This window comes from Haloactinomyces albus (assembly GCF_031458135.1).
GTDB lineage: Bacteria > Actinomycetota > Actinomycetes > Mycobacteriales > Pseudonocardiaceae > Haloactinomyces > Haloactinomyces albus.
Genome location: NZ_JAVDXW010000001.1, coordinates 3,457,756 through 3,480,229, shown reverse-complemented (window position 1 = coordinate 3,480,229; position 22,474 = coordinate 3,457,756). Strand labels below are relative to the sequence as shown.

22 protein-coding genes are annotated in these 22,474 nt (G+C 66.7%); 9 read left to right on the top strand and 13 right to left on the bottom strand.

Features of this window, described 5'->3' with window-relative positions; all coding sequences use genetic code 11:
* Positions 1 to 329 precede the first annotated feature (329 nt).
* Positions 330 to 1,088, top strand: a complete 759-nt coding sequence (gene lexA, locus JOF55_RS16535; RefSeq protein ID WP_374727292.1) for a transcriptional repressor LexA — start codon at positions 330 to 332, stop codon at positions 1,086 to 1,088.
* A gap of 30 nt (positions 1,089 to 1,118) precedes the next feature.
* Here the strand turns inward: lexA and JOF55_RS16530 are convergent, their stop codons facing one another.
* From JOF55_RS16530 to JOF55_RS16510, 5 genes are all read right to left on the bottom strand, one after another.
* Positions 1,119 to 2,114, bottom strand: coding sequence for an SdiA-regulated/phytase-like domain-containing protein (locus JOF55_RS16530; protein WP_310275241.1), 996 nt, complete (start codon positions 2,112 to 2,114; stop codon positions 1,119 to 1,121).
* 104 nt (positions 2,115 to 2,218) lie between these two features.
* Positions 2,219 to 3,718 (bottom strand): GTPase HflX, encoded by a 1,500-nt coding sequence (gene hflX, locus JOF55_RS16525; RefSeq protein WP_310275240.1) that lies wholly within the window; start codon positions 3,716 to 3,718, stop codon positions 2,219 to 2,221.
* Positions 3,719 to 3,789: 71 nt separating this feature from the next.
* Positions 3,790 to 4,695, bottom strand: coding sequence for a diaminopimelate epimerase (dapF, locus tag JOF55_RS16520; RefSeq protein WP_310275238.1), 906 nt, complete (start codon positions 4,693 to 4,695; stop codon positions 3,790 to 3,792).
* A 10-nt stretch (positions 4,696 to 4,705) separates the two neighbouring features.
* Complete coding sequence (miaA, locus tag JOF55_RS16515; protein WP_310275236.1) at positions 4,706 to 5,638, bottom strand: tRNA (adenosine(37)-N6)-dimethylallyltransferase MiaA; 933 nt, start codon at positions 5,636 to 5,638, stop codon at positions 4,706 to 4,708.
* A 2-nt stretch (positions 5,639 to 5,640) separates the two neighbouring features.
* Entirely contained in the window at positions 5,641 to 6,390 is a 750-nt protein-coding gene (locus tag JOF55_RS16510) for a class III extradiol ring-cleavage dioxygenase family protein (protein WP_310275234.1), read from the bottom strand.
* Between the two features lie 353 nt (positions 6,391 to 6,743).
* On the opposite strand from JOF55_RS16510, the gene JOF55_RS16505 reads away from it, so the two are divergent.
* Positions 6,744 to 8,072 carry a DUF349 domain-containing protein gene (locus JOF55_RS16505; RefSeq protein WP_310275232.1) on the top strand — a complete coding sequence of 443 codons (1,329 nt, stop codon included), beginning with the start codon at positions 6,744 to 6,746 and terminating at the stop codon, positions 8,070 to 8,072.
* Between the two features lie 65 nt (positions 8,073 to 8,137).
* On the opposite strand, the gene JOF55_RS16500 is transcribed toward JOF55_RS16505, so the two are convergent.
* Complete coding sequence (locus JOF55_RS16500) at positions 8,138 to 8,602, bottom strand: Rv2732c family membrane protein (RefSeq protein ID WP_310275230.1); 465 nt, start codon at positions 8,600 to 8,602, stop codon at positions 8,138 to 8,140.
* Positions 8,603 to 8,649: 47 nt separating this feature from the next.
* A complete protein-coding gene (miaB, locus tag JOF55_RS16495) occupies positions 8,650 to 10,152 on the bottom strand; it encodes a tRNA (N6-isopentenyl adenosine(37)-C2)-methylthiotransferase MiaB (RefSeq protein WP_310275228.1) in 1,503 nt (500 codons plus the stop codon).
* A gap of 304 nt (positions 10,153 to 10,456) precedes the next feature.
* Here miaB and JOF55_RS16490 point away from each other — a divergent pair, with 304 nt between their 5' ends.
* From JOF55_RS16490 to JOF55_RS16475, 4 genes are all read left to right on the top strand, one after another.
* Positions 10,457 to 11,185, top strand: a complete 729-nt coding sequence (locus JOF55_RS16490; protein ID WP_310278400.1) for an amino acid ABC transporter ATP-binding protein — start codon at positions 10,457 to 10,459, stop codon at positions 11,183 to 11,185.
* A gap of 81 nt (positions 11,186 to 11,266) precedes the next feature.
* Entirely contained in the window at positions 11,267 to 12,178 is a 912-nt protein-coding gene (locus JOF55_RS16485) for a glutamate ABC transporter substrate-binding protein (RefSeq protein WP_310275226.1), read from the top strand.
* Positions 12,179 to 12,238: 60 nt separating this feature from the next.
* Positions 12,239 to 12,889: an amino acid ABC transporter permease gene (locus tag JOF55_RS16480; RefSeq protein ID WP_310275225.1), complete on the top strand. Its 651-nt coding sequence runs from the start codon at positions 12,239 to 12,241 to the stop codon at positions 12,887 to 12,889.
* Positions 12,886 to 13,761: an amino acid ABC transporter permease gene (locus tag JOF55_RS16475; RefSeq protein ID WP_310275224.1), complete on the top strand. Its 876-nt coding sequence runs from the start codon at positions 12,886 to 12,888 to the stop codon at positions 13,759 to 13,761. The genes JOF55_RS16480 and JOF55_RS16475 overlap by 4 nt, the downstream gene beginning before the upstream one ends.
* A 60-nt stretch (positions 13,762 to 13,821) precedes the next feature.
* Here JOF55_RS16475 and JOF55_RS16470 read toward each other — a convergent pair whose 3' ends face one another.
* Entirely contained in the window at positions 13,822 to 14,469 is a 648-nt protein-coding gene (locus JOF55_RS16470; protein WP_310275223.1) for a transporter substrate-binding domain-containing protein, read from the bottom strand.
* A 181-nt stretch (positions 14,470 to 14,650) separates the two neighbouring features.
* Here JOF55_RS16470 and edd point away from each other — a divergent pair, with 181 nt between their 5' ends.
* Both edd and eda read left to right on the top strand, forming a co-directional pair.
* Positions 14,651 to 16,507, top strand: coding sequence for a phosphogluconate dehydratase (gene edd / locus JOF55_RS16465; RefSeq protein ID WP_310275221.1), 1,857 nt, complete (start codon positions 14,651 to 14,653; stop codon positions 16,505 to 16,507).
* 42 nt (positions 16,508 to 16,549) lie between these two features.
* Positions 16,550 to 17,173, top strand: coding sequence for a bifunctional 4-hydroxy-2-oxoglutarate aldolase/2-dehydro-3-deoxy-phosphogluconate aldolase (gene eda, locus JOF55_RS16460; protein ID WP_310275218.1), 624 nt, complete (start codon positions 16,550 to 16,552; stop codon positions 17,171 to 17,173).
* 57 nt (positions 17,174 to 17,230) lie between these two features.
* Here eda and JOF55_RS16455 read toward each other — a convergent pair whose 3' ends face one another.
* The 4 genes from JOF55_RS16455 to JOF55_RS16430 form a co-directional block, all read right to left on the bottom strand.
* Entirely contained in the window at positions 17,231 to 17,926 is a 696-nt protein-coding gene (locus tag JOF55_RS16455) for an HAD family hydrolase (RefSeq protein WP_310275216.1), read from the bottom strand.
* Between the two features lie 44 nt (positions 17,927 to 17,970).
* Positions 17,971 to 18,642 (bottom strand): regulatory protein RecX, encoded by a 672-nt coding sequence (locus JOF55_RS16450; protein ID WP_310275214.1) that lies wholly within the window; start codon positions 18,640 to 18,642, stop codon positions 17,971 to 17,973.
* Positions 18,643 to 18,653: 11 nt separating this feature from the next.
* Positions 18,654 to 20,813, bottom strand: coding sequence for an intein-containing recombinase RecA (recA, locus tag JOF55_RS24505; protein WP_374727291.1), 2,160 nt, complete (start codon positions 20,811 to 20,813; stop codon positions 18,654 to 18,656).
* Between the two features lie 215 nt (positions 20,814 to 21,028).
* On the bottom strand, positions 21,029 to 21,223 hold the full coding sequence (locus JOF55_RS16430; protein ID WP_310275213.1) for a DUF3046 domain-containing protein: 195 nt from the start codon (positions 21,221 to 21,223) through the stop codon (positions 21,029 to 21,031).
* 56 nt (positions 21,224 to 21,279) lie between these two features.
* On the opposite strand from JOF55_RS16430, the gene JOF55_RS16425 reads away from it, so the two are divergent.
* Positions 21,280 to 21,447, top strand: coding sequence for a hypothetical protein (locus tag JOF55_RS16425; protein ID WP_310275211.1), 168 nt, complete (start codon positions 21,280 to 21,282; stop codon positions 21,445 to 21,447).
* 57 nt (positions 21,448 to 21,504) lie between these two features.
* Here JOF55_RS16425 and JOF55_RS16420 read toward each other — a convergent pair whose 3' ends face one another.
* Positions 21,505 to 22,422: a hypothetical protein gene (locus JOF55_RS16420; protein WP_310275210.1), complete on the bottom strand. Its 918-nt coding sequence runs from the start codon at positions 22,420 to 22,422 to the stop codon at positions 21,505 to 21,507.
* Positions 22,423 to 22,474: the final 52 nt, after the last annotated feature.

Sequence of the window (22,474 nt, the reverse complement as noted above, 5' to 3'; positions counted from 1 at the left end):
TCCCGCGGTCGGTCTCCAGTGCCCTGGGGCCAGAGCCCTGGAGACCGGCACAGATGAGCGGGTGAACCCAAGCTATGGATTAACTACAGCAGTGCAACTACTAGATGTTGTGGTCGACTCTAATCCTGAGCGGACTCGGAAGCAAACCAGCACGCCCGGGCGTGTCGACGGCCCCCAACCCAGGTGAAGCAGCAGCTCAGCACTGCAGCCGACTCGTCGACACATCAGCACGGCATGCGAGCTTCCGCGAGAAAATTAACTCGAACAGGTGTTTGATCGTCGCCCCTGTCGCCTCTACTGTGGAAACCACACACCAGGTGGTGCTCTTCATGCGGCAGGAGGCAGTGGTGGCAACGGATGCTACCGGTTCGATCGAGAACCGAGCACATGACGTACCCGACTTGCAAACGACCGGGGAAGCGGAAGCCGAAGTACGGAACCTGCCACAGCAGGCGAGCACAGCGGACGAGCTCAGTCCACGCCAGCGCAAGGTACTGGAATCGATCCGCGCCTGGATGCGCGACCACGGCTACCCGCCGAGCGTTCGTGAGATCGGTGACGCCGTCGGCCTCACCTCCACCTCATCGGTGGCCTACCAACTCCGCGTACTCGAGCGGAAGGGTTATCTCCGTCGCGATCCACACCGGCCGCGTACGGTTGGTGTCCTGGTTGCGGACGGCCAGGACCGGGGCTCCGAACTCGCCGGTCAGGTGGCCCCCTCCTACGTACCGGTGGTCGGCCGGATCGCAGCAGGCGGTCCCATCCTGGCCGAGGAATCCGTCGATGACGTCTTTCCACTGCCCAAGGAGATCGTCGGCGAGGGTGCGCTCTTCCTCCTCCAGGTCGTCGGGGACTCGATGATCGACCTGGCGATCACCGACGGAGACTGGGTCACGGTGCGCCAGCAACCCGATGCCGACAACGGCGATGTCGTCGCGGCCATGATCGATGGAGAAGCCACCGTCAAGACGTTCAAGCGTACCGAGGAGCATGTCTGGCTACTGCCACACAACAGCGCCTATGAGCCGATCCCGGGGGATGACGCGACGATCCTGGGCAAGGTTGTCGCCGTGCTGCGCCGCCTCTGAACCAGAACCAAGGCGGCACGGCCACCGCAATCAGCGTGTACGACGACGGAGCCGACCCGCGACTGCCACGATCACGGCAGCGAGCCCACCCGCGATCAGCAGCGTTGTCGTGGCCGACAGCCCATGCCGATCACCGCGTGCGGAAGCCATCCCGTCCGATGTACCTTCAGGCGCCTGTGCACTCGACGTGGTGCGCTGCGGTGGTGTGGAAGAGCTGCCGCGCATGCCGTGGGCTCTCGCCGCTTGAACGGCACCCGGAATGGCGCGTACCGGGTGACTGCCTTCCGAGGCGGAGAGAACCGTGCCATCGGGTTCGAAGGCGAGAGCTTCTCCCTGAGGCTCATGCGGTAGAGGCACCCGCAGCGGCTCCCGTTGCAAAGCGGCGATTATCCCACCACCGGATGCGGGATACAGGTACGCATCCGTATAGGTACGCACGGCGACCACGGTTCCGTCGTGGCTCATCGCTGCTCCTGTCACCAGTACGGAATCGATACTGCCCGCCATGGGGCCACCCGGCGTTTGCGTCGCAGAAACGGTGAGCGATCCGACTTTCCCGAGGGGGACGGTCTGCCCTGCGACCAGCTCGGCAGTGGGCCGGTAGATCCCAGCGGATCCGAGCGGTTCCTTCGTGACGATATAGGGGACACCGTCCGAACCCAGCATCAATGCTTCCGCATCATGGGGCCCGTCCGGATAGGTCAGCCGATACAAGGAAGCACCACCGCCCGCGGGCATCACATGCAGCGCCACCGTGTCCCGGCGAAGACTGTTGTCTCCGGTATCGGCGAGCCAGAGGTCCCCGTCCGCGGTGAGGGCGAGATCTTCGACATCGTAGGGGTCGATGCCGGCCGTACGCACATCGCGTACGGCACAGTTCTGCGGGTCCAGGACATGGACCTTCAGCGAACTGCCGCCGTCACCGACCGCGTACCAGGAGGTACCGTCCGAAACGAGTCCGGACAGTTCCGAGAGTCGATCATCGGTGATACGGCACCGTTCGACCGGCGAGGGCAGGCGCGACATCGGTGCAGCGACACCCGGTGCAGCGACAGCCGCTGCACCGGCACCCGGCCACAACACCTGCGACAGTAGTACCGCCGCAACGGCACCACCGCGCAGCCGGATACTCATCCGGCGCCCACGAACGGTTCCAGTGCATGGGCCAGGTCCACCCGCACCTTCGCACGAACCCTGGTGCCCTCGGCCGTGTGCTCCTCGTCGACGAGCTCACCCTCGGAGTGCACACGAGAGACCAACTCGCCGCGGGAGTAGGGCACCAGTGCATCGACGAACACGTCCGGCCGCGGAAGCCAGTCGGCGATGATCTCGCGCAGTGACTCGATTCCCTGCCCGGTCTGCGCGGACACGAATGCCGCATCCGGCAGAAGTCTGCGGAGTTCGGCGATCCTGGTGGCATCCACCGAGTCCGTCTTGTTCACCACGAGCAACTCCGGCGGTAGCGGCTCGCCGTGCTCACCGGAGATCTCCGCCAGTACGTCCCGAACCGCGGTGACCTGCTCGTACGGTGCGGAATCCGATCCGTCAACGATGTGCAGCAGCAGGTCGGCCCGGCTGACCTCCTCGAGGGTGGAGCGGAACGCCTCGACGAGCTGGTGCGGCAGGTGGCGGACGAACCCGACCGTGTCGCTGAGCGTGTACTCGCGGCGATCCGGTGTTCGTGCGCGGCGGGTGGTGGGGTCCAGTGTCGCGAACAACGCGTCCTCCACGAGCGCGCCTGTGCCCGTCAGTGCGTTGAGGAGGCTGGATTTACCCGCATTGGTATAGCCGGCGATCACCACACTGGGTACCGCGTTGGCCATGCGCTGAGCACGTTTGGTGCTGCGGATGGTGCGCATGGCGGCCAGTTCCTTGCGGAGTTTGGTGATCCGCTTGTGCACGCTGCGGCGATCGGTTTCCAGCTTGGTCTCACCGGGGCCGCGGGTACCGACACCGCCGTTGCCGCCGCCGGCGCGCCCACCGGCCTGCCGGGACATCTTGTCGCCCCATCCGCGCAGTCGAGGCAGGTAGTACTGCAGCTGCGCCAGCTCGACCTGAGCCTTGCCTTCCTTGGAACTCGCGTGCTGAGCGAAGATGTCCAGGATCAGCGCCGTGCGGTCGACAACCTTGACTTTGAGTTTCTCCTCGAGCTGCCGAAGTTGCCCCGGTGCGAGTTCGCCGTCGCAGACCACCGAATCGGCCCCGTTGGCGGCCACGATGTCCCGCAACTCCCGTACCTTGCCGGAACCGACATAGGTGGAGGGGTCCGGGCGGTCACGGCGTTGGACGAGTCCCTCGAGGACTTCCGAACCGGCTGTCTCGGCCAGTTGCGCCAGCTCCGTCAACGAGGCTTCGGCCTGCTCGGAGCTGCCGTCGGTCCACACACCGACCAGCACCACTCGTTCCAGACGGAGTCGCCGGTTCTCGACCTCGGTGATGTCGGTGAGTTCGGTGGACAGTCCCGCGACTCGCCGCAGCGAGGCACGGTCGGCCCGCTCCATTTCACCGATCGACGGTTCCTCCGAGGAGAGCTGCTCTTGCCGGGTCTCCTCGGCCGTCTCGGCGTCGAGCACCGACAGCTCGGAGGCGGAAGGCTCGAAAGGGGATGGCCGCGAGGCTGGTTTGTTCATATCACCATCCATTGTTCCACGGTGCGCGAGGGATTTTTATCGCTTCGTCGGCTCGTGTTGCCCGCCGTCGGTCAGCCGCCGCCGACGTGCTGCCACCATTCGGCGTCGAGCCACCCGTGGGCAACCAGCACAGCCGGACCGGTCAACGTGCTGCTCGTCTCCGTTATTTCCACCTCGACGGTGCCGCCGGGAATCTCGACGATGCGGCGGCCGGTGTCGTCGCCATCCGCGTGCAACGCTGCGACGGTGGCGGCAACGGTGCCCGTCCCACAGGACCGAGTCTCACCGACTCCCCGCTCATGAACGCGCATACGCACCCGCTCCGGGCTCCTGCGGTGCACGAACTCGACATTGACGCCGTTCGGGAAGAAGGCGGTGTCATAGGACGGCACCGTGGACAGGTCGATGGTGTCCAGCCCGGCGGTCGTCACACAGGCGAGATGCGGATTGCCGAGGTCCACCGCGAATCCGTGCCAGGTGTGCCCGTCGACCGTCACGGTCGATTCGCCGACCACCGAGGCCGCTCCCATGTCCACGCTGACGCGCCCGTCCGCATGAACCGTGACGATACGGGGGCCGGAACGAGTACCCACCGGAAACTCACCCGATCGTGCAAGCCCCGCCTCCACCAGGTACCGAGCGAACACCCGCACACCGTTGCCGCACATTTCGGCGATCGAGCCATCGGCATTGCGATAATCCATGAACCAGACATCACCGGGGACCGTGGCGGGAGCGTCGCTGACGTCACCGGACCGGACCACCCGCAGGACACCGTCGGCCCCCAGACCCCGCTGCCGATCGCACAACGCCTGCACTCGTGCCTCGGTCAGTTTCAGCTCATCCCGTGGATCCGGCAGGACGACGAAATCGTTCTCGGTGCCGTGTCCCTTGGCGAACTCGGGCCCCTTGGCGAACCGGCTCCCCTCGGGGAACCGGTCTCCCTCGTGGAATTGGGCCCCTGCATCAAGCTGCACGGTCGCCAGTTTACGTGTCCAGCAGCGCCCGCACCTGTCCCGTCAGTTCCTGCCCCGTCGGCCCCTGCCGGGTGGCGCTGAACCAGTGGATCCGGCGATCACGCCGGAACCACGAGCGCTGCTTGCGAACGAACCGGCGGGTCAGCTTGGCGGTCTCGGCCGCGGCCATACTCATGTCACCGGCTCCATCGAGTTCGGTGAGTACCTGCTGGTAACCGAGAGCGCGGGAGGCGGTGCGCCCCCGGCGAAGCCCGGCCCGTTCCAAGCGGCGCACCTCATGCAGAAGTCCCGCGTCGAACATCCGCGCCACTCGCGCATCCACCCGCTCGTCCAGCTCGGCAATCGGCCGATCGAGGCCGACCATCACCGCCCCGTACCGAGGCGGTCCCGGCGCCGGAAGGTTCGCCGAGAAGCGCTTCCCCGTGATCTCGATGACCTCCAGCGCCCGCACCACCCGCCTGCCGTTACTCGGCAGAATCGACTCGGCGGCAGGCGGGTCGAGCTCGGCCAAGCGCCGATGCAGCGCTGCGGCGCCGTGCTCGTGCAGCTCCTGCTCCCAGCGGGCACGTACCTCCGGATCGGTTCCGGGAAAGTTCAGCTCGTCGAGGACCGCCTGGATGTAGAGCCCGGAGCCACCCACCAGCACCGGAGTCACCCCCCGGGCGAGCAGCTCCTCGACGACGGTGCGGGCCTGCTGCTGGTAGGTGGCCACGGAAGCGGTTTCGGTCACATCGAGCACGTCCAGCAGGTGGTGTCCGATCCCCCGACGCTCGGAGACCGGTGTCTTGGCGGTGCCGATGTCCATGCCCCGGTAGAGCTGCAGGGCGTCGGCGTTGATCAGCTCACCGCCCAGCTCGACGGCCAACTGCATCGCCAATTCCGACTTACCGGTGGCGGTCGGGCCGACGACGGCCACCGGGCGCGGCGAGGATGCAAGGGGCATGGCTACCGACTCCGGGCATCGCTACGGGACCACACCGCAACGTGGTAACTCACCCCGTATGGTGCGGCGGAGTACAGCAGATCGCCGGACCACGCGCCCGGCTCCGGTTCCACCGCCCCCGCCAGTGCCTGCAGGGCCGCACGTCCCTCCATACCCGCGTGGTGGCACCGCTCGGTGTCCAAGCCGAGCAGCGCCGCGGGATCGACGTCGGCCAGTGCCCGCCGCACCTGCTCGTCGAGCTGCTCGACCCCTTCCGCGGGCTGGGCCCCGACGGTGTACACAGCGCCTTCCGCCAGAATCAACAGCCCGAAGTCCCCGGTTTCCCCAACACCTCCTCGATCTCCGGGGGTCCTCAGACGGGCGCCGAAGGCACGACTGTCCTCGGGTGGGGTGTCCGCTGCCAGCAGGTGTGCCGTCACCTGCTCGGCCCCGCTTTGCTCCCGTAGCCACCCCGCGACGAGCGCAGGCAACGGCAGCAGCGGATCCGGCGCACTGGTGTCCGTCGCGGAGGCATCCAGCGCTACCGTGACGTCCACACCGTAGCCGGCGAAGGTTCCCGCGCAATGAGGCTCCAGCAGACGTGGATCACCACGATTCACTCCCACCGCCACCCACGTGCGGGCCGAGTCGGTCAGACTGGACACAGCACGCAAACAGGCCTGTCTGAGCCGCTCGGTCTCCGCGCTGGCACGCACGGTCAGCTCGGGTACCAACAGCGGCGGATACGGCACCACAGCGATGCGGGTTATCACGCCCGTGCACGGTAGAGGTCATGGTCAATGGAGCAGCGAGCAGGGAGCCCCGGCAGCCACACACGGCGGCCCGCACGCCGACCACCATCGAGGGCTACACGAGCCACCGGCGACAATGGCATGGTGCAGGGCACACTCGGAGCACCGGGTCGCAACGGGAGCGTCGCACGACCTCGCCCCGGGTCGCCCAACGGCCTGGGAGTAGGCGATCGCTGCGGTGAACTGTTTCAATGCGCCAGCGGAGACCGGTCCGCAAGGGGACCGGATCGACGCTTGCTGGGCCCCGTCCACACGGGGCGCCCGTGTTTGTCGTGCACGGGCATCGGAGCGGGCACGCAAGGAGGAAGCCGGCTATGAGACATCAGGAAACAACGCCGGAGGCCGCCGTCACCGAGACGACGACCACGAACTCGGCCACCGGCAGGACCGGATCCCACACGGCTCCCCCAGCCGTCCCCACCGCCTCCAGCGACCCGAGCCGGTGGGGACGGGTCGACTCCGACGGAACCGTGTACGTCATCACCGCGGGCGGCGAGCGTGCGGTCGGTTCCTGGCAGGCCGGTGACGCCGCCGAGGGGCTCGCCCACTTCGCGCGGAAGTTCGACGATCTGCGCACCGAGGCCGAACTGCTGGAAACCCGGCTGTCGACCCACGCCGGGGAGCCGAAGCAGACGTTGACCAGTGCGAAGCATCTCCGCGACAGCCTTGCCGACGCCTCCGTCGTCGGCGATCTCGACACGCTGGCCGCTCGGGTGCAGCACGTGATCGAGCACGCCGAGCAGGCCGTCGAGCGTGCCAAGACGGAGCGCGAGCAGGCACGTGCGGAGGCGACCGCCCGCAAGGAGGCACTCGTCGTCGAGGCCGAACGGATCGGAGCCGAAGCCACCCAGTGGAAGAGCGCGGGGGATCGCCTCCGGGCGATCCTCGACGAGTGGAAAACCATCCGCGGCGTGGACCGTAAAACGGACGAACAGCTCTGGCGCCGGTTCTCCAAGGCCCGCGAGACCTTCAACCGGCGACGCGGTTCCCATTTCGCCGAACTCGACCGGCAGCGCGGAGTCGCCAAGGAACACAAGCAGAAACTGGTCGAGGAAGCCGAGTCGTTGACGGACTCCACCGACTGGGGCGCCACCGCCACCCGCTACAAGCAACTCATGGCCGACTGGAAGGCCACGGGACGCGCCCCCAAGGACAGCGACGAGGCGCTGTGGCAGCGCTTCCGTACCGCGCAGGACACGTTCTTCACACGGCGCTCGGAGGCGTTCTCCGAACGCGATGCCGAGTTCGCCGAGAACGCCCGGCTCAAGGAGCAACTTCTCGCCGAGGCCGAACAGATCGACCCGTCGGTCGACCTGGCGGCCGCACAGTCCCAGCTGCATCGTGTTCAGCAGCGCTGGGACGAGATCGGCAAAGTACCCCGCGAACGGATGCGCGAGCTCGAGGGAAAGCTACGCGCGGTGGCCGACCGGGTGCGCTCGGCTTCGAACGCACAGTGGCGCCGCACCGACCCCGAGGCACAGGCGCGGGTCGAACAGTTCCGGGAAAAGGTCGAGCAGTTCGAGGAACAGGCAAGCAAGGCGCGCTCTTCCGGCAACGAGCGCCGCGCCAGGGAAGCCGAACAGCAGGCCGAACAGTGGCGCGAGTGGCTCACCACAGCCGAGCACGCACTGGCCGACCGCTGACCGTGGCAGACCCGGGCCTCTTTTCCGCGCGAAGGGGAGAGGCCCGGGCCGTCACACCGACACGGTCAGGGGCGTGACCAGGCAATCCGCAACCATTGCCCGGCCAGCACGAACATACAGATCACCGCGATGACGAGTCCGACGGCGGGCCCCGCTTGCGGTACCGTCTGCCGCGCCCAGATCGCGATGAGCCCTTCCAGGGCCACGACCGAACAGGCGAAGGCCGCCACGAAAGAGGCCGCCCAGCGCCGGGTCGTCAGTGCCAACGCGCTGAGCAGAATGCCCGCGATACCGGCGTTGATCGAGAACAGCCGCGGAAGCAGGCCCACGTTCATGGCGGGATCGACACGGTCCACCAGCACCTGCCAGCCGCTCGCCCCACCGATCCAGGGCAACAGGGAGCACAGCACGAGCACCAGCATCACTCCGGTGATCACCAGGGCTCGCTGCCCCGGATCGATACTGCGTCCCAGGTCCCGTTCGGTCCTCGACAGTTGTGCGCGGAACTCTCGCTCAGCCGTGGGGGACATGGGGCTCCCTCCATCCTGCTCCCGGGATTCACCGGTGTCGTGGTCGCTCAACACGCACATCCTCGTTCGGTCGTCGGCTCCTCCGCGGGCGCCCCGAAGGAAGGCAGCCCCAGGCTGACACCGGAGGTCCTGGGGCGCTGCCCCTTCTCCCAGTGGTCCCCCGCCGCAGTGCGCCGGTGCGCGAGGACCTCGCCGTCGGCGATCAGGTGGTGCGGGGCCGCACGCGTCACGGTGGTGTGCACGATGTCGCCGGGACGGATCTCGTCATCGACCGCGCCGGTGGGCGTGAAATGCACCAGACGCCCGTCCCGCGCACGCCCGGACAAGCGGTGTGTCTCGGCGTTCTTGCGGCCCGCCCCCTCGGCGACGAGCAATTCCACGCTGCAACCCACGAGTTCGGTGTTGAGCTCCCAGGAGATCTCGTTCTGCAGCGCCACCAGACGCTCGTAGCGCTCCTGCACGACCTCCTTCGGCAGTTGGTCGTCCAGCTCGGCCGCCGGGGTACCTTCGCGCTTGGAGTACTGGAACGTGAAGGCACTGGCGAACCGCGACTCGCGCACCACGTCGAGGGTGGCCTGGAAGTCCTCTTCGGTCTCGCCGGGAAAGCCCACGATGATGTCGGTGGTGATCGCCGCGTCGGGCATCGCTTCCCGCACCTTGCGCACGATGTTCAGGTAGCGCTCGGAACGGTAGGACCGGCGCATGGACTTCAGGATTCGGTCGGAACCGGACTGCAACGGCATGTGCAACTGATGGCAGACGTTCGGTGTCTCGGCCATCGCTTCGATGACGTCGTCGGTGAAATCCCGCGGATGCGGGGAGGTGAAGCGGACACGCTCCAGCCCCTCGATATCACCACAGGAGCGCAGGAGCTTGCCGAAGGCGTAGCGGTCGCCGAACTCGACGCCGTAGGCGTTGACGTTCTGCCCCAACAGCGTCACCTCGAGCACGCCCTCGGAGGTCAGCGCCTGCACCTCGGACAGGACCTCACCGGGACGGCGGTCCTTCTCCTTCCCGCGCAAGGACGGCACGATGCAGAACGTGCACGTGTTGTTGCATCCGACCGACACCGATACCCAGCCGGAGTAGGCGGACTCGCGGCGCGCGGGCAGGGTGGAGGGGAACACCTCGAGTGATTCGAGGATTTCGACCTCGGCTTCCCGGTTGTGCCGAGCGCGCTCCAGCAGCGTCGGCAGCGACCCGATGTTGTGCGTGCCGAACACGACGTCCACCCACGGCGCGCGCCGGACGATCTCGCCCCGGTCCTTCTGTGCCAGGCAGCCCCCGACGGCGATCTGCATATCGGGGTTCTCCTGCTTGGCCGGGCGCAGCCGCCCCAGGTTGCCGTACAGCCGGTTGTCCGCGTTCTCCCGCACTGCACACGTGTTGAACACGACCAGGTCGGGGTCGGCCTCCTGGTTCGCGCGCACATACCCCGCGTCCTCCAACAGCCCGGAGAGCCGCTCGGAGTCGTGCACGTTCATCTGGCAGCCGTATGTGCGAACCTCGTACGTCTTTACACCGCTGCTCGTGGTCACATATGACACCATATCCCCTGCTCAGATACGGAATTTCACCCCTGCTACCCGGCTACGATCGCGCTCACTCCACCGCGCGCACCTCCTCGCCCGGCGACTCCGGACAGCGAGATGCGGGAAGCCACCCAGCCGGATCCGGTGCCCGCGGACCACACCCGGCTCTCTCCGCACGAGCCGAACCGTAATCGAGTTGCAACCTACGATGATCCATTTTTTCTGGACTCTCCACTCGATCGCGGCTTAAGTTGCCGCCATCGTGTTCGACAATCCCACCCGGTCTGGAGAACGAATGACCGAAGCTGCCACGGATACACCGATGATCCGGGTGTCCGCGGTCGACAAGTACTTCGGTGCGCTGCACGTACTCAAGGACATCGACCTGGAGGTACCCCGCGGCCAGGTCGTCGTGGTCCTGGGCCCCTCGGGCTCCGGCAAATCGACGCTGTGTCGGGTCATCAACCGCCTGGAGACCATCGACTCCGGCTCCATCGCCATCGACGGCACCCCCCTGCCCGCCGAGGGACGCGCACTGGCCGAGCTGCGCGCCGACGTGGGCATGGTCTTCCAGCAGTTCGACCTGTTCGCGCACAAGACCATCCTCGACAACGTCACGCTGGGCCCGATCAAGGTCCGCAAGGTCGGCAGGGCCGCCGCCCGCGAAGAAGCGATGCAACTGCTGGAGCGCGTCGGCATCGCCGACCAGGCAGACAAGCACCCGGCACAACTCTCGGGTGGCCAGCAACAGCGGGCGGCGATCGCCAGAGCCCTGGCGATGCGGCCGAAGGTGATGCTGTTCGACGAACCGACCTCCGCGCTCGATCCCGAGATGGTCAACGAGGTCCTCGAAGTGATGACCGGTCTGGCCGCCGAGGGCATGACCATGCTCGTCGTCAGCCACGAGATGGGATTCGCACGCCGAGCAGCACATCGCGTGCTGTTCATGGCCGACGGAGAGGTCGCAGAGGACTCCACCCCGGATGACTTCTTCCAGGCCCCGAAAAGCAGCCGTGCCACCGACTTCCTCGGCAAGATCCTCACCCACTGAGTACACGCGCGGACCGAGTACACGCACGGAAGGCCGCAGCCGCCACAGCGGCTGTCCGTCGGACACAGAAAGGGACACGACATGCGATCATCCAGGAGAACCCGGGTAACCGCCGTCCTGGCGGCGACGCTGGGGCTCGTGCTCACCGCCTGTGGCTCGGGCTCGACCAATCAGCTCGGCGACAGCGGAAAAGATCGGTTCCAGGCACCCGTCGCCGAGAACCCATCGTTCGAGCCGGGCACCACGATGGCGAAACTGAGCAAACAAGGCACGATCACCGTCGGCACGAAGTTCGACCAGCCCCTGTTCGGCCTCAAGGGTCTGGACGGCACGATGCAGGGCTTCGACGTCGAAATCGCCCGGATCATCGCGGGCCGACTCGGCATCCCCGCGGACAAGATCAACTGGGTGAAGACCCCGAGCAAGAGCCGTGAAGGCTATATCGAGCAGGGCCGCGTGGACATGGTCGTGGCCACCTACACGATCAACGACAAGCGCGCGCAGCGCGTGAGCTTCGCAGGCCCGTACTACCAGGCAGGCCAGGACCTCATGGTGAAGGCGGACAACACCGAGATCACCGGCCCGAAGTCACTGCGAGAGGCCGGCGCCAAGGTCTGCTCGGCCCGTGGCTCGACACCGTCCGAGGAGATCAAGAAGTACATCGACCCGGACAACCTCGTCCTCTTCGACGTCTACTCGAAGTGCGCCGATGCCCTGCGGACCGGTCAGGTGGACGCCGTGACCACCGACAACGTCATCCTGCTCGGCCTCGTCAACGAAAGCGGCGGCGCGTTCAAGCTGGTCCGCAAACCCTTCACCGAAGAGCCCTACGGTGTCGGGATCACCAAGGGTGACGTCGCCTTCTGCGAGTTCATCAACAAAACACTCACCGAAGCCGCACAGAACGGCACCTACCGGAAGGCATGGGAGGCCACCGCGGGCAAGGTCTCCGAGGACACCCCCCAGCTACCCGAGCTGAACACCTGCAGCTGACCCGTACCTGCAGCGGGGGCGCGGGCCACAGCCGGTGCCCCCGCAAGGCCGGAGTGAACCGTGCGCGTCATCACCGACAACCTCCCCCTCTACCTGAACGGCCTCGCCACGACCCTGCGGATCTGCCTGTACTCGGGGCTGCTCGCCCTCGTGCTCGGTACGATCATGGCCGCCTTCCGCGTCTCACCACTGGCTCCGCTGCGTGCAGTGGGCACCTCCTGGGTCAACGTATTCCGCAACTGCCCACTGCTGGTGGTGCTGTTCTTCATGGCCTTCGGGCTGCCCGAACTCGGCATCAACGGCAGTTACTTCGTGTTCGGCACGCTCGGGCTCGCCCTGTACACCTCGGCGTTCGTGTGCGAGGCCATCCGCAGCGGAATCAACGCCGTGCCCCCGGGCCAGGCCGAAGCGGCCCGCGCCATCGGACTCGGCTTCGGCCAGTCCCTGTCGCTGATCGTGCTGCCGCAAGCGGTGCGCTCGGTCATCCCCCCGCTGGGCAGCGTCCTCATCGCCATGATCAAGAACTCGGCGATCGCCGGTGCGTTCGGCATCGGCGGAGACCTCTTCTCCGTCGGGGAGAACCTCACCTCCGCCCAAGGAGAAGCGGCACTGCCGGTGCTGACCGGTGTGGTACTCGGCTACCTGATCATCACGATTCCCGCGGGTCTCCTGCTCGGGATCCTGGAGCGGAAGGTGGCGGTCGCCCGATGACGACCTCGGTGCTGTACGAATCCCCCGGTCCCCGCGCCAAGCGTCGCGCCCTGTTCACGAGTATCGCCGTGAGTGCGGTGCTGATCGGTGTCGCCGTCTGGGCCGTGCTGCGACTCGCCGCAGCGGGGCAGTTCACCGTGGACAAGTGGGGACCGCTGATCGACCCGACGAACGCCACATTCGGGCCGGTGTGGAACCTGCTCGCCCAGGGACTGGTCAACACCCTGCAAGCCGCGGCGCTCTCGATCGCGCTCTCGCTCGTGATCGGCACGGCACTGGCGCTGACCCGAATCACCAGCGCCGCCTGGTACCGGTGGGCGGTCGTCGGCGTGGTCGAACTCCTGCGTGGCGTGCCGGTCGTCATGACGATCTTCTTCGCCGCACGAGTCCTTCCCGACTACGGCCTGGACCTGCCGCTGCTGTGGTACCTGGTGATCGGCCTGACCGCCTACAACTCGGTGATCATCGCCGAGATCGTCCGTGCGGGCGTTCTCTCGCTGCCCAAGGGTCAAAGCGAGGCCGCCTACGCCATCGGGATGCGGCGCAGCCAGGTGCTGCTCACGGTGCTGCTGCCGCAGGCGTTCCGGGCGATGCTGCCCGCTCTGATCAGCCAGCTCGTGGTGGTCCTCAAAGACACCTCGCTGGGCTACGTCATCAGCTACCCGGAATTCGTCCAACAGGGCAAGTACGTGATCCAGAACCTGGACAACCCGATTCAGGTCTACTTCGTCATCGCGCTGGTCTTCATCGCCATCAACCACTCGCTGAGCCGGCTGGCGGTGTTCACCGAGCGGCGTCTCGGCCGGGGCCGCCGAACAACCACCACACCGGCGAAGAAGCAGGAACCGGTGGGTGCCGCCACCGGAAACTAGCCAACGTCCGGTAAGCCCTGGTGGAGGTATGCGGGTGTGCCGGAAAACCGGCACACCCGCTCAGGGACCCAGGTCCGGTGGCCGTGCGGGAACCCCTGCCTCGCCGAGGGTGGACTCATAGGCGCGTCGCCATCGCCCTTCGGCCACGGCCCGAGCGAGGATGCGCCGAAGTTCCTCGCGCAGCGCGGCATCGCGAGGCGGGACAGCGAGGAAGTGCGCGGTGGCCGCTCCCCGCGGCCCCGTCAGCGCGTACGGTCCCACCCTCGCCACACGGGACGCTCCCGGATCGACACCACCGAGCTGGATGTCCACGCTGCCGCCCGCAACCGCCTCCACGCGCAATGTCGGCGGCAGCCACCGGAACGCCACCTGGGTTTCGGGATCGAGCCCCAAGCCCCCGGCGAGTATCCGCGCCACCTGTACATCGAAACCGGTGTACTCGCCACTGTCGCGCTGCACGAGCTTCGGGACGTCCGAGCGCAGCCCCACCAGTAGCGTGCCCCGCTTGCGGATCCCGGCGATCGTCGGCGAGCCCCGAACCTCCACCGGGTCGGCCGACGACGGGGCCACCCTCGTGACCTCCGGACGCGCGGAAACCGGCGTCGGAGCCGAGTTTTCCGGCGTCTGCTTTTCCGGACCGCCCACCTGCCCGCACGCCACCAGCAGCATCCCCGCGGACACCACCACCGCAACCACACGACTCCCCATGGACGATCATCCTCACGATCCGCCGAGCCGTTGTCCAGACATCACCGGGCCGCCGAAGTCGTTCACTTGACCGATTTTGACACCTGTGCCACACACGATAGAGTCGAAGAGGTCCAGCCACCGGAGGCGCCAGCGTCGTCGCTCTCATGTGCTTTGTTCCCAACACGGCAGGAGGCGAGGAATGGCGCACGCGCCCATCCATCCGGTAGTTCAGCAGGTCACCGACCGCATCGCGGCACGCAGCGAACACACCCGCCGCGCCTACCTCGACCGGACCGAGGCAGCGAAGGGCGACGGCCCTGCCCGTGCGAACATGGGCTGCAGCAATCTCGCCCACGGGTTCGCAGCGATCAGCGGAACCGACCGGCAGTCCGTCAAGGGCCTGGTCCGGCCCGGTGTCGCGATCGTGTCCGCCTACAACGACATGCTGTCGGCGCACAAGCCCTACGCGGAGTTCCCGGACTGGCTCAAGGACGCCGCCCGAGCCGCCGGCGGTGTCGCCCAGTTCGCCGGTGGCGTGCCCGCCATGTGCGACGGGATCACCCAGGGACGCACCGGCATGGAACTGTCCCTGTTCTCCCGCGACGTCATCGCGATGGCCACCGGCGTCGCCCTGTCCCACGAGATGTTCGACGGCGCCCTGCTACTCGGCATCTGCGACAAGATCGTGCCCGGCCTGCTCATCGGCGGACTCTCCTTCGGCCACCTGCCCACCATGCTCGTCCCCGCCGGGCCGATGGCCTCCGGCCTGCCCAACAGCGAGAAGAGCCGCATCCGCCAACTCTTCGCCGAAGGCAAGGCCACCCGTGACGACCTGCTGGAAGCCGAATCCGCCTCGTACCACTCCCCCGGCACCTGCACGTTCTACGGCACCGCCAACTCCAACCAGCTCGTCGTCGAGATGATGGGGCTGCACCTTCCCGGCGCCAGCTTCGTCGCCCCCGGCACACCGCTGCGCAAAGCCCTCACCGAGGAAGCCGCGCGCCGCGTCGTCCAAGCCACGCGCGACGAGAACGCGGCCTCCATCGGCGAGATCGTGGACGAGCGAGCCGTGGTCAACGGCGTGGTATCACTGCTGGCCACCGGCGGCTCCACCAACCACACCATGCACCTGGTCGCGATCGCCGCCGCCGCAGGAATCGAACTGACCTGGGACGACTTCGCCGACCTTTCGGCCGTCGTACCACTGCTGGCCAGCGTCTACCCGAACGGCTCCGCCGACATCAACCACTTCACCGCCGCAGGCGGAGTACAAACCCTCGTCGGCGAACTACTCGACGCGGGACTGGTGCACCCGGACGTGCACACCGTGGCAGGCCACGGACTCGACCGGTACCGGCAGCAGCCCTTCCTCGAAAACGACGAACTGGTGTGGCGCGACGGCCCCCGGCACAGCCTGGACACCGACGTCCTGCGCAGCGTGGCCGAGCCCTTCGCACCGGACGGCGGCCTGCGCGTCCTCGACGGCAACCTCGGACGCTCGGTCATCAAGGTCTCGGCCGTGAAGCCGGAGAACCGCAACGTCACCGCACCGGCACGGGTCTTCGACGATCAGCACCAGTTCACCACCGCATTCCAGGCGGGCGAACTGGACCACGACGTCGTCGTGGTGGTCCGCAACCAGGGCCCCCAAGCCAACGGCATGCCCGAACTGCACGGGCTCAGCCCCGGCCTGGGCGTGCTCCTGGACCGAGGACACCAGGTCGCACTGGTCACCGACGGCCGCATGTCCGGCGCCTCCGGCAAGACCCCGGCCGCGATCCAGGTCACCCCCGAAGCCACCTCGGGAGGCCCCCTGGCCAAACTGCAAGACGGCGACATCGTCCGACTGGATAGCGACCACGGCACCCTCGAAGTACTGGTCCCCGACGACGAACTCGCCTCCCGGCACCCCGCCTCCGGAGCCACCTCCGGCCAGTTCGGCACCGGACGCGAACTGTTCGCGGCATTCCGCCGGACGGTCGGCCGCGCCGACCAGGGCGCGAGCGTCTTCCCCCCACTCGAGCCCCAACCCTCGCCGAGTGACGTGTCGGCCTGACTCATCCCCGAACCGAGGGCAACCGAACGGAAAAACTCCACCATGAACACTGCCACCGAGATCCTCGATCTCAGCCCCGTCATCCCCGTGGTCGTCCTCGACGATGCCGAGCACGCCGTCCCCACCGCACAGGCCCTGCTGCGCGGCGGACTGCGCACCATCGAGGTCACCCTGCGCACACCAGCGGCACTGCCCGCCATCGAACGGATCACCGCCGAAGTTCCCGACATCGTCGTCGGCGCGGGAACCATCACCGAACCGGGACAAGCGGAAAAAGCAGCCAAAGCCGGTGCCCGCTACCTGGTCACCCCCGGCTGCACGGAACGGCTCCTCGACGAGGTCGACGACACCGGTCTGCCCGGCCTGCCCGGCATCAGCACCGTTTCGGAAGCACTGCGCCTGGCCGAACGCGGCGCACGGGCACTGAAGTTCTTCCCCGCCGAACCCAGCGGCGGCGTGCCCTACCTGAAGGCCCTCACCGGGCCGCTACCGGACCTGCGATTCTGCCCGACAGGGGGAATCACCCCGCAGAACGCGCCGAACTACCTCACACTGCCCAACGTGCGCTGCATCGGCGGTTCCTGGCTGACTCCCCGCGACGCGCTCACCACAGGCGAGTGGAGCCGTGTCGAGGCACTGGCCCGGCAAGCCGTCGAACTCGGCTGAACGAACAGGACTGCGGGTGGGGCGGAAGTTTCCGGGAAAAACTTCCGCCCACCAAGATCAACCGTCCCTACCCCGGGCAGCGGACTCGGCACCGATCGTCTCGAGTGCCTCGGCGATCGAGTCGACCACCGGAAAACCCGTGGCTTCGAGAGCAGGCCGCGCCATCACACCGGTGGTCAACAAAACGCAATCCGCACCCGCCTGCTCGGCGGCGTACGCATCATCGGCCACGTCACCGATGAGAACGATCTCGGCAGGATCGATCCCGAGCGCAGTGACGTGCTCGGTCAAATGCCCCGCCTTCGAACCGCCCCCGATCTCGGCGCGCAGCCCATCGACACGAGTGAACAACGCGTTCAACCCGAAGTCCTCCACCAGCGCGAGCAGCTCCTCGTGGAACCACATCGACAGCAGCGACTGGGTACGCCCCGAACCGATCCACTCCCGCAACGCACCGGGCACACCGCGGGCCAGACCACAGGTGTGCAGCAACTCGCGGTAGGCCTCGTGGTACAGCACATCGATCCGCGCCCAGTCGTGCTCATCGAGCACCCGCCCCAGCACATGCTCATAGGCCCGCCGCAGCGGGCGACCGAACACCGCACGCCACCGATCGAGATCGATATGCTCGCAACCGAATGCGGCACAGACCTTGTTCACCGCCGAGACCACGGCGGCATTATCGTCGAGGAGCGTGCCGTTCCAGTCCCACACGATGTGGCGCGCACCCGGCGCTGTGGTCAAACTCGTCACCCAGCGACCCTACGAGCCACCGACCGCACCGACCAAACATCGGATCATCCGTCCCGGTCGCCGAACTCCGAACCGTCCATCTCCATAGCGTCCACATCGGAGTCCTCGGTTTCTTCCCGGACGACGCGGAAAGCCAGCGCCTCGCTGTAGCCCTTGCGTGCCAGCATCGCCACCAGACGACGAGTCCTCGTGGTGGGATCGTCGACACGCATTCCGCGCAGCTTGCGCCGCACCAGCTCCCGCGCTCGCTGCGCCTCCGCATCAGCGTCCACACCGGACAAAGCTTCGACGACCGCCTGATCGTCCACGCCCTTACGGCGCAACTCGGCACTCAGCGCCCTGCGCCCGAGTCCCTGGTACTCGTGCCGTTGGCGCACCCAGCTTTCCGCGAAGGCGGCATCGTCAACCAGCCCCGCGTCCTCGAACTTCTGCAGCACGCCTTCGGCGATGTCATCCTCGATCCCCTTGCGCAGTAGCGCTTGCCGGAGCTCGGAGCGGCTTCGGGCCCGCGCCGCCAGGAGCCGGTACACGGTGTCCCGAGCGAGCTGCTCGGGAGCTCCGGACGACTGCGAGCTCTGCTGCCCGTGCCCCTCCGAGGCACCGCCCTCGCCCGGAGCACTGCCCTCATCCGGTAGCCGATCGGTGCCGGTGTCCCGGTCACCGTGGAAGCGTCGGCGGAGATCACTTCCACGGTGTCCCGAATCCTCGGTGCTCATGACGGACAGGATCAGAAATCGACCGGAGCGGCCTCGGTATCGGACTCGGATGCCTCCGATTCCGGATTCGCCGCCCCGATGCCCAGCTTCTCCTTGATCCGCTTCTCGATCTCGTTGGCGACGTCCGGATTGTCCCGCAGGAACTTGCGAGCGTTCTCCTTGCCCTGACCGAGCTGGTCGCCCTCGTAGGTGTACCAGGCCCCGGACTTGCGGATGAAGCTCTGTTCGACACCCATGTCGATCAACGAACCCTCGCGGCTGATGCCGTGCCCGTAGATGATGTCGAACTCGGCCTGCTTGAACGGCGGGCTGACCTTGTTCTTGACGACCTTCACCCGAGTGCGGTTGCCCACCGCGTCAGAGCCGTCCTTCAGCGTCTCGATCCGGCGCACGTCCAGCCGCACCGACGAGTAGAACTTCAGCGCCTTACCACCCGTGGTCGTCTCGGGCGAGTTGTGGACCATGACACCGTCGACGAAGTAATTGTGATTTCCTTCGACCTCGATATCGAACCGATTCATACCTCGGGTCTCGGGCTTGACGTGAATATCGAGGATCCGCGCCGGGACCAATCGCATCTCCGGATCGACAAAAGTCGGCTGCACACCACACTGCCCTCGGTAACGAGACAGCAGCTTGTATTCCATTGACGGATGCACGTACGGTGCGATCAATTCCTGGAATTTCGCTGTGGCGGCAGTGGAGAACTGGAGTACCGACACTCCACGCTGCCCACGGTTGGTGAGCTTGACATCCAGATCGTGGGTGTCGCGCAGATATTCCACGATCCGTTCCCGACTGCCCGGACTCATCGCTTCGAGGCAGATCTCGATCCGGCCACTACCTCCGTGCGTGCGCTCCTGCGCTCTCTTCGAGCGCAGGGTGAAACATCCGTCGTCCATGTACCAAACAGCAAGAGCCAACGGAGTCAGGGCTTTGAGGTAGTCCCAGGAAAGATGCTTCTTGCCGTCACCGAAATACACCGCCTCGTACAGTTCGTGAAGCTCCGGCAGCGGCGTGAAGTCGGCGAAGGCAGCGCCCTTGGTGTTCTCGGTACGGCTGTGCGCGACGTTGCCGAGCAGTTCCGTCTTCCAATCGAGGTATGCAGTCTGCTGAGCGCCGTGTCCCGTCCGGAACCGCACACCATGACGGTCCCGTTGGTTCGGCGAGAGACTGCCGTCGCCCATCAAGGACCCGAGTACAACCTGCCACTGTTGATCGCCGAGCACATGCTCTTCCGAGGTCAGCAGCCGGTCTCCGGCCATCAACTCCCCGGCCTCGCGCCAACCACCGGGTGTACGAACCAGATGATTGGCTGTGGCGGCAAACTGCGACCGACCGTTCTTGCCGGACTTGGCGACGGTAAATTGAAGGAATTCGTCCGTCGGGCCGTTGTTGAACCAATTCACGATCTTGCGAGGAACGATCCGATCTGATTCCGGATCGTAGGACATCACCTCGACGTCCATCTTCTGGTTGACGATCTTGCCGATCTTTTCCTGAGAACCGTCCGCAAGCGTCACCCGAGTGGAGTAATGCATACATCCGAACATCACCCCGACTTTTTCGCGGAGTTGGTTGATGAAAATGGCTGTGGTTTGTGCACTGTACAAAGCCGAGGTCAATTTGCGCAGTGCCTGGCTCATCAGACGGGCCTGCAGACCGACGTGGCTGTCGCCCATCTCGCCCTCGATCTCGGCGCGCGGAACCAGCGCGGCCACCGAGTCGATGGCGATGATGTCCAGTGCGCCGGAGCGGATCAGCATGTCCGCGATCTCCAGCGCCTGCTCACCGGTGTCGGGCTGGGAGACCAGCAGGGAGTCGGTGTCCACCCCGATCGCCTTCGCGTACTCCGGGTCGAGAGCGTGCTCGGCGTCGATGAACGCGGCGGTACCGCCCTCCTTCTGCGCACCGGCCACGGCATGCAGGGCCACCGAGGTCTTACCGCTGCTTTCCGGGCCGAAGATCTCGACGATCCGGCCGCGCGGCAAGCCTCCGACACCGAGTGCCACATCCAGCGAGATGGACCCGGTCGGGATGGCCGCGACCGGTGGCCGCGAATCCTCGCCGAGCCGCATCACCGATCCCTTGCCGAACTGCTTGTCGATCTGGGCGAGGGCGAGCTCCAGGGCCTTCCCCTTGTCGGGGCCCTTGTCGGATGTTGCTGCCATCTCCGGGTCCACCTCGATCGAGTCGAACGTTGTCGTGTCGAAACCGACGCTACGGGCTGGGGCCGACACTCCACCTGCGGGTCTGCGAATCTGTGGACAACCCGGCCCCCTGTGGATACATCATAGACGAACGCGTGTTCGAAGCGGTAAGCGACACGCCGAGAGGAGGGCATCGGCTCGGTAACCCCCGATTCAGCGGCCCTCGTCCGCCCCGTTCAGCGACGTTCGGGCGGTACCTCGAACGTCTCGCACAGCGCGAGCCACACGCGTTTGGGTTCCACCCCGGCTTCCAGCGCCTGGTTCGGGGTGCGCTGGTCGAGCGAGGACAGGACGAAGTCCTGGGCCAGTGTGTCGGCGCGGATCTCACCGAACTCTTCGATCATTCGGCGGCGGAAAACGGTATGACGCATGATTCTCCAGGTCGGCGAGGCCTCCCACCAGGCTAGAGGACCGGTAATCTGGTGGTGTGCTCCTCCTGCGCGGTGACCCGCTCCTCCTGCGGGGCGACTCGCTTTTCCTGCAGGGTGACCCGACCGGACTGTCCTCGTGGGCGGGGCGGCTGGTCTTCATCGTCATTCTGCTGTCCGTGCTCGTTCTCGCGGTGCGCTGGTTGTGGGATCAGCGCAAGCGCTGACCCCGCCCATGGGCGGAGAGCTGCCTGACCGGCTGCCCGTAGGCGGGTTCACGTTCTTCACCGTGTGGCCAGCCGGAGCAGGCTCCAGAGTTGGGCGATGGCGTCGTGATCACCGGTGATGCCGATCATCCGGTTCGGCAGGCGACCCCATAGCCACAGGTAGACCGACGGGGCTGCACCGGTGATCACACCGTCTGCACCGTCTTCCGCGCTGCCACTGTTCGGCTCTGCACGCATGGCCGTCGTGTGCTCGCGGTCGGCCTCGACCCTCCAGTGGTAGTCGTGTGTGACCACGCTGAGCGACCAGGCGTCGGAGGGGGTCACTCCGAGCACGCCCAGGCGATAGCCGAACCAGAGCCGCAGTGCTTCGTCGATGCCATCACAGGCGACGTCGGCTGCTACCGGTGTCACCGGTATCCCTGCGGCCGTCTGTGCGTCCACACGGTTCATGGTCGTCGCGTGCAGCATGCGACGGATCCAGAAGGTGATGCTGGGATCGTCGGGCCACCAGGTCGGGCAGGGGTCGGTGGGCGGTCGCGTACCGAACTCGGCGAGCAGATCGGCCAGCCTGGCCGTGAAGCGCCCCGCCAGTTCGCGCTTGCTGCCGTCCGTGGGCGGTGTCCTGTTCGGTGCTGTCTTCCTCGGTGCTTTCGGTACGGCAGAGGCTGTGGAGGCGGTGGTGCCCATCCGGGTCAGCGTGTCCTCGCACTGGTCACCGGCGTGGCGAACGGTTTCCGCCAGGGTGCGTCCGCAGACTCCGGCAGCCGGCGAGTCGGGATGCGCATCGTGTGTGGCGGCGACCAGTAACCGTCCTTCGAACTCGAGCAGATCGAGCATCCGCCCGTGGTCGACCAGTGGGGGCCGGTTCGTGGCGTTGTTCCGGGTGAAGCTGTGCTCGTGGTGGCGTAGGGCGCCGTGGGTGCGGCGACCGTGGCGGCGTTGCTCCGGGATCGGCTGGGGGGTGGAGACCGGCATCGGCATTCCTGGCGAGTCGTTGTTCCTGGCGGGGTGCTTGGTGGTGGGCCCG

Bases quoted from the DNA above. Each gene is read 5' to 3' on its own strand.
- JOF55_RS16485 (WP_310275226.1), top strand. From the start codon at position 11,267: ATGCGATCATCCAGGAGAACCCGGGTAACCGCCGTCCTGGCGGCGACG.
- JOF55_RS16500 (WP_310275230.1), bottom strand. From the start codon at position 8,602: ATGTCCCCCACGGCTGAGCGAGAGTTCCGCGCACAACTGTCGAGGACC.
- miaA (WP_310275236.1), bottom strand. From the start codon at position 5,638: ATGCCCCTTGCATCCTCGCCGCGCCCGGTGGCCGTCGTCGGCCCGACC.
- JOF55_RS16505 (WP_310275232.1), top strand. From the start codon at position 6,744: ATGAGACATCAGGAAACAACGCCGGAGGCCGCCGTCACCGAGACGACG.
- eda (WP_310275218.1), top strand. From the start codon at position 16,550: ATGAACACTGCCACCGAGATCCTCGATCTCAGCCCCGTCATCCCCGTG.
- JOF55_RS16430 (WP_310275213.1), bottom strand. From the start codon at position 21,223: ATGCGTCATACCGTTTTCCGCCGCCGAATGATCGAAGAGTTCGGTGAG.
- JOF55_RS16475 (WP_310275224.1), top strand. From the start codon at position 12,886: ATGACGACCTCGGTGCTGTACGAATCCCCCGGTCCCCGCGCCAAGCGT.
- JOF55_RS16490 (WP_310278400.1), top strand. From the start codon at position 10,457: ATGATCCGGGTGTCCGCGGTCGACAAGTACTTCGGTGCGCTGCACGTA.
- edd (WP_310275221.1), top strand. From the start codon at position 14,651: ATGGCGCACGCGCCCATCCATCCGGTAGTTCAGCAGGTCACCGACCGC.
- JOF55_RS16470 (WP_310275223.1), bottom strand. From the start codon at position 14,469: ATGGGGAGTCGTGTGGTTGCGGTGGTGGTGTCCGCGGGGATGCTGCTG.
- hflX (WP_310275240.1), bottom strand. From the start codon at position 3,718: ATGAACAAACCAGCCTCGCGGCCATCCCCTTTCGAGCCTTCCGCCTCC.
- JOF55_RS16530 (WP_310275241.1), bottom strand. From the start codon at position 2,114: ATGTCGCGCCTGCCCTCGCCGGTCGAACGGTGCCGTATCACCGATGAT.
- JOF55_RS16450 (WP_310275214.1), bottom strand. From the start codon at position 18,642: ATGAGCACCGAGGATTCGGGACACCGTGGAAGTGATCTCCGCCGACGC.
- lexA (WP_374727292.1), top strand. From the start codon at position 330: ATGCGGCAGGAGGCAGTGGTGGCAACGGATGCTACCGGTTCGATCGAG.
- recA (WP_374727291.1), bottom strand. From the start codon at position 20,813: ATGGCAGCAACATCCGACAAGGGCCCCGACAAGGGGAAGGCCCTGGAG.
- JOF55_RS16420 (WP_310275210.1), bottom strand. From the start codon at position 22,422: ATGCCGGTCTCCACCCCCCAGCCGATCCCGGAGCAACGCCGCCACGGT.
- miaB (WP_310275228.1), bottom strand. From the start codon at position 10,152: ATGGTGTCATATGTGACCACGAGCAGCGGTGTAAAGACGTACGAGGTT.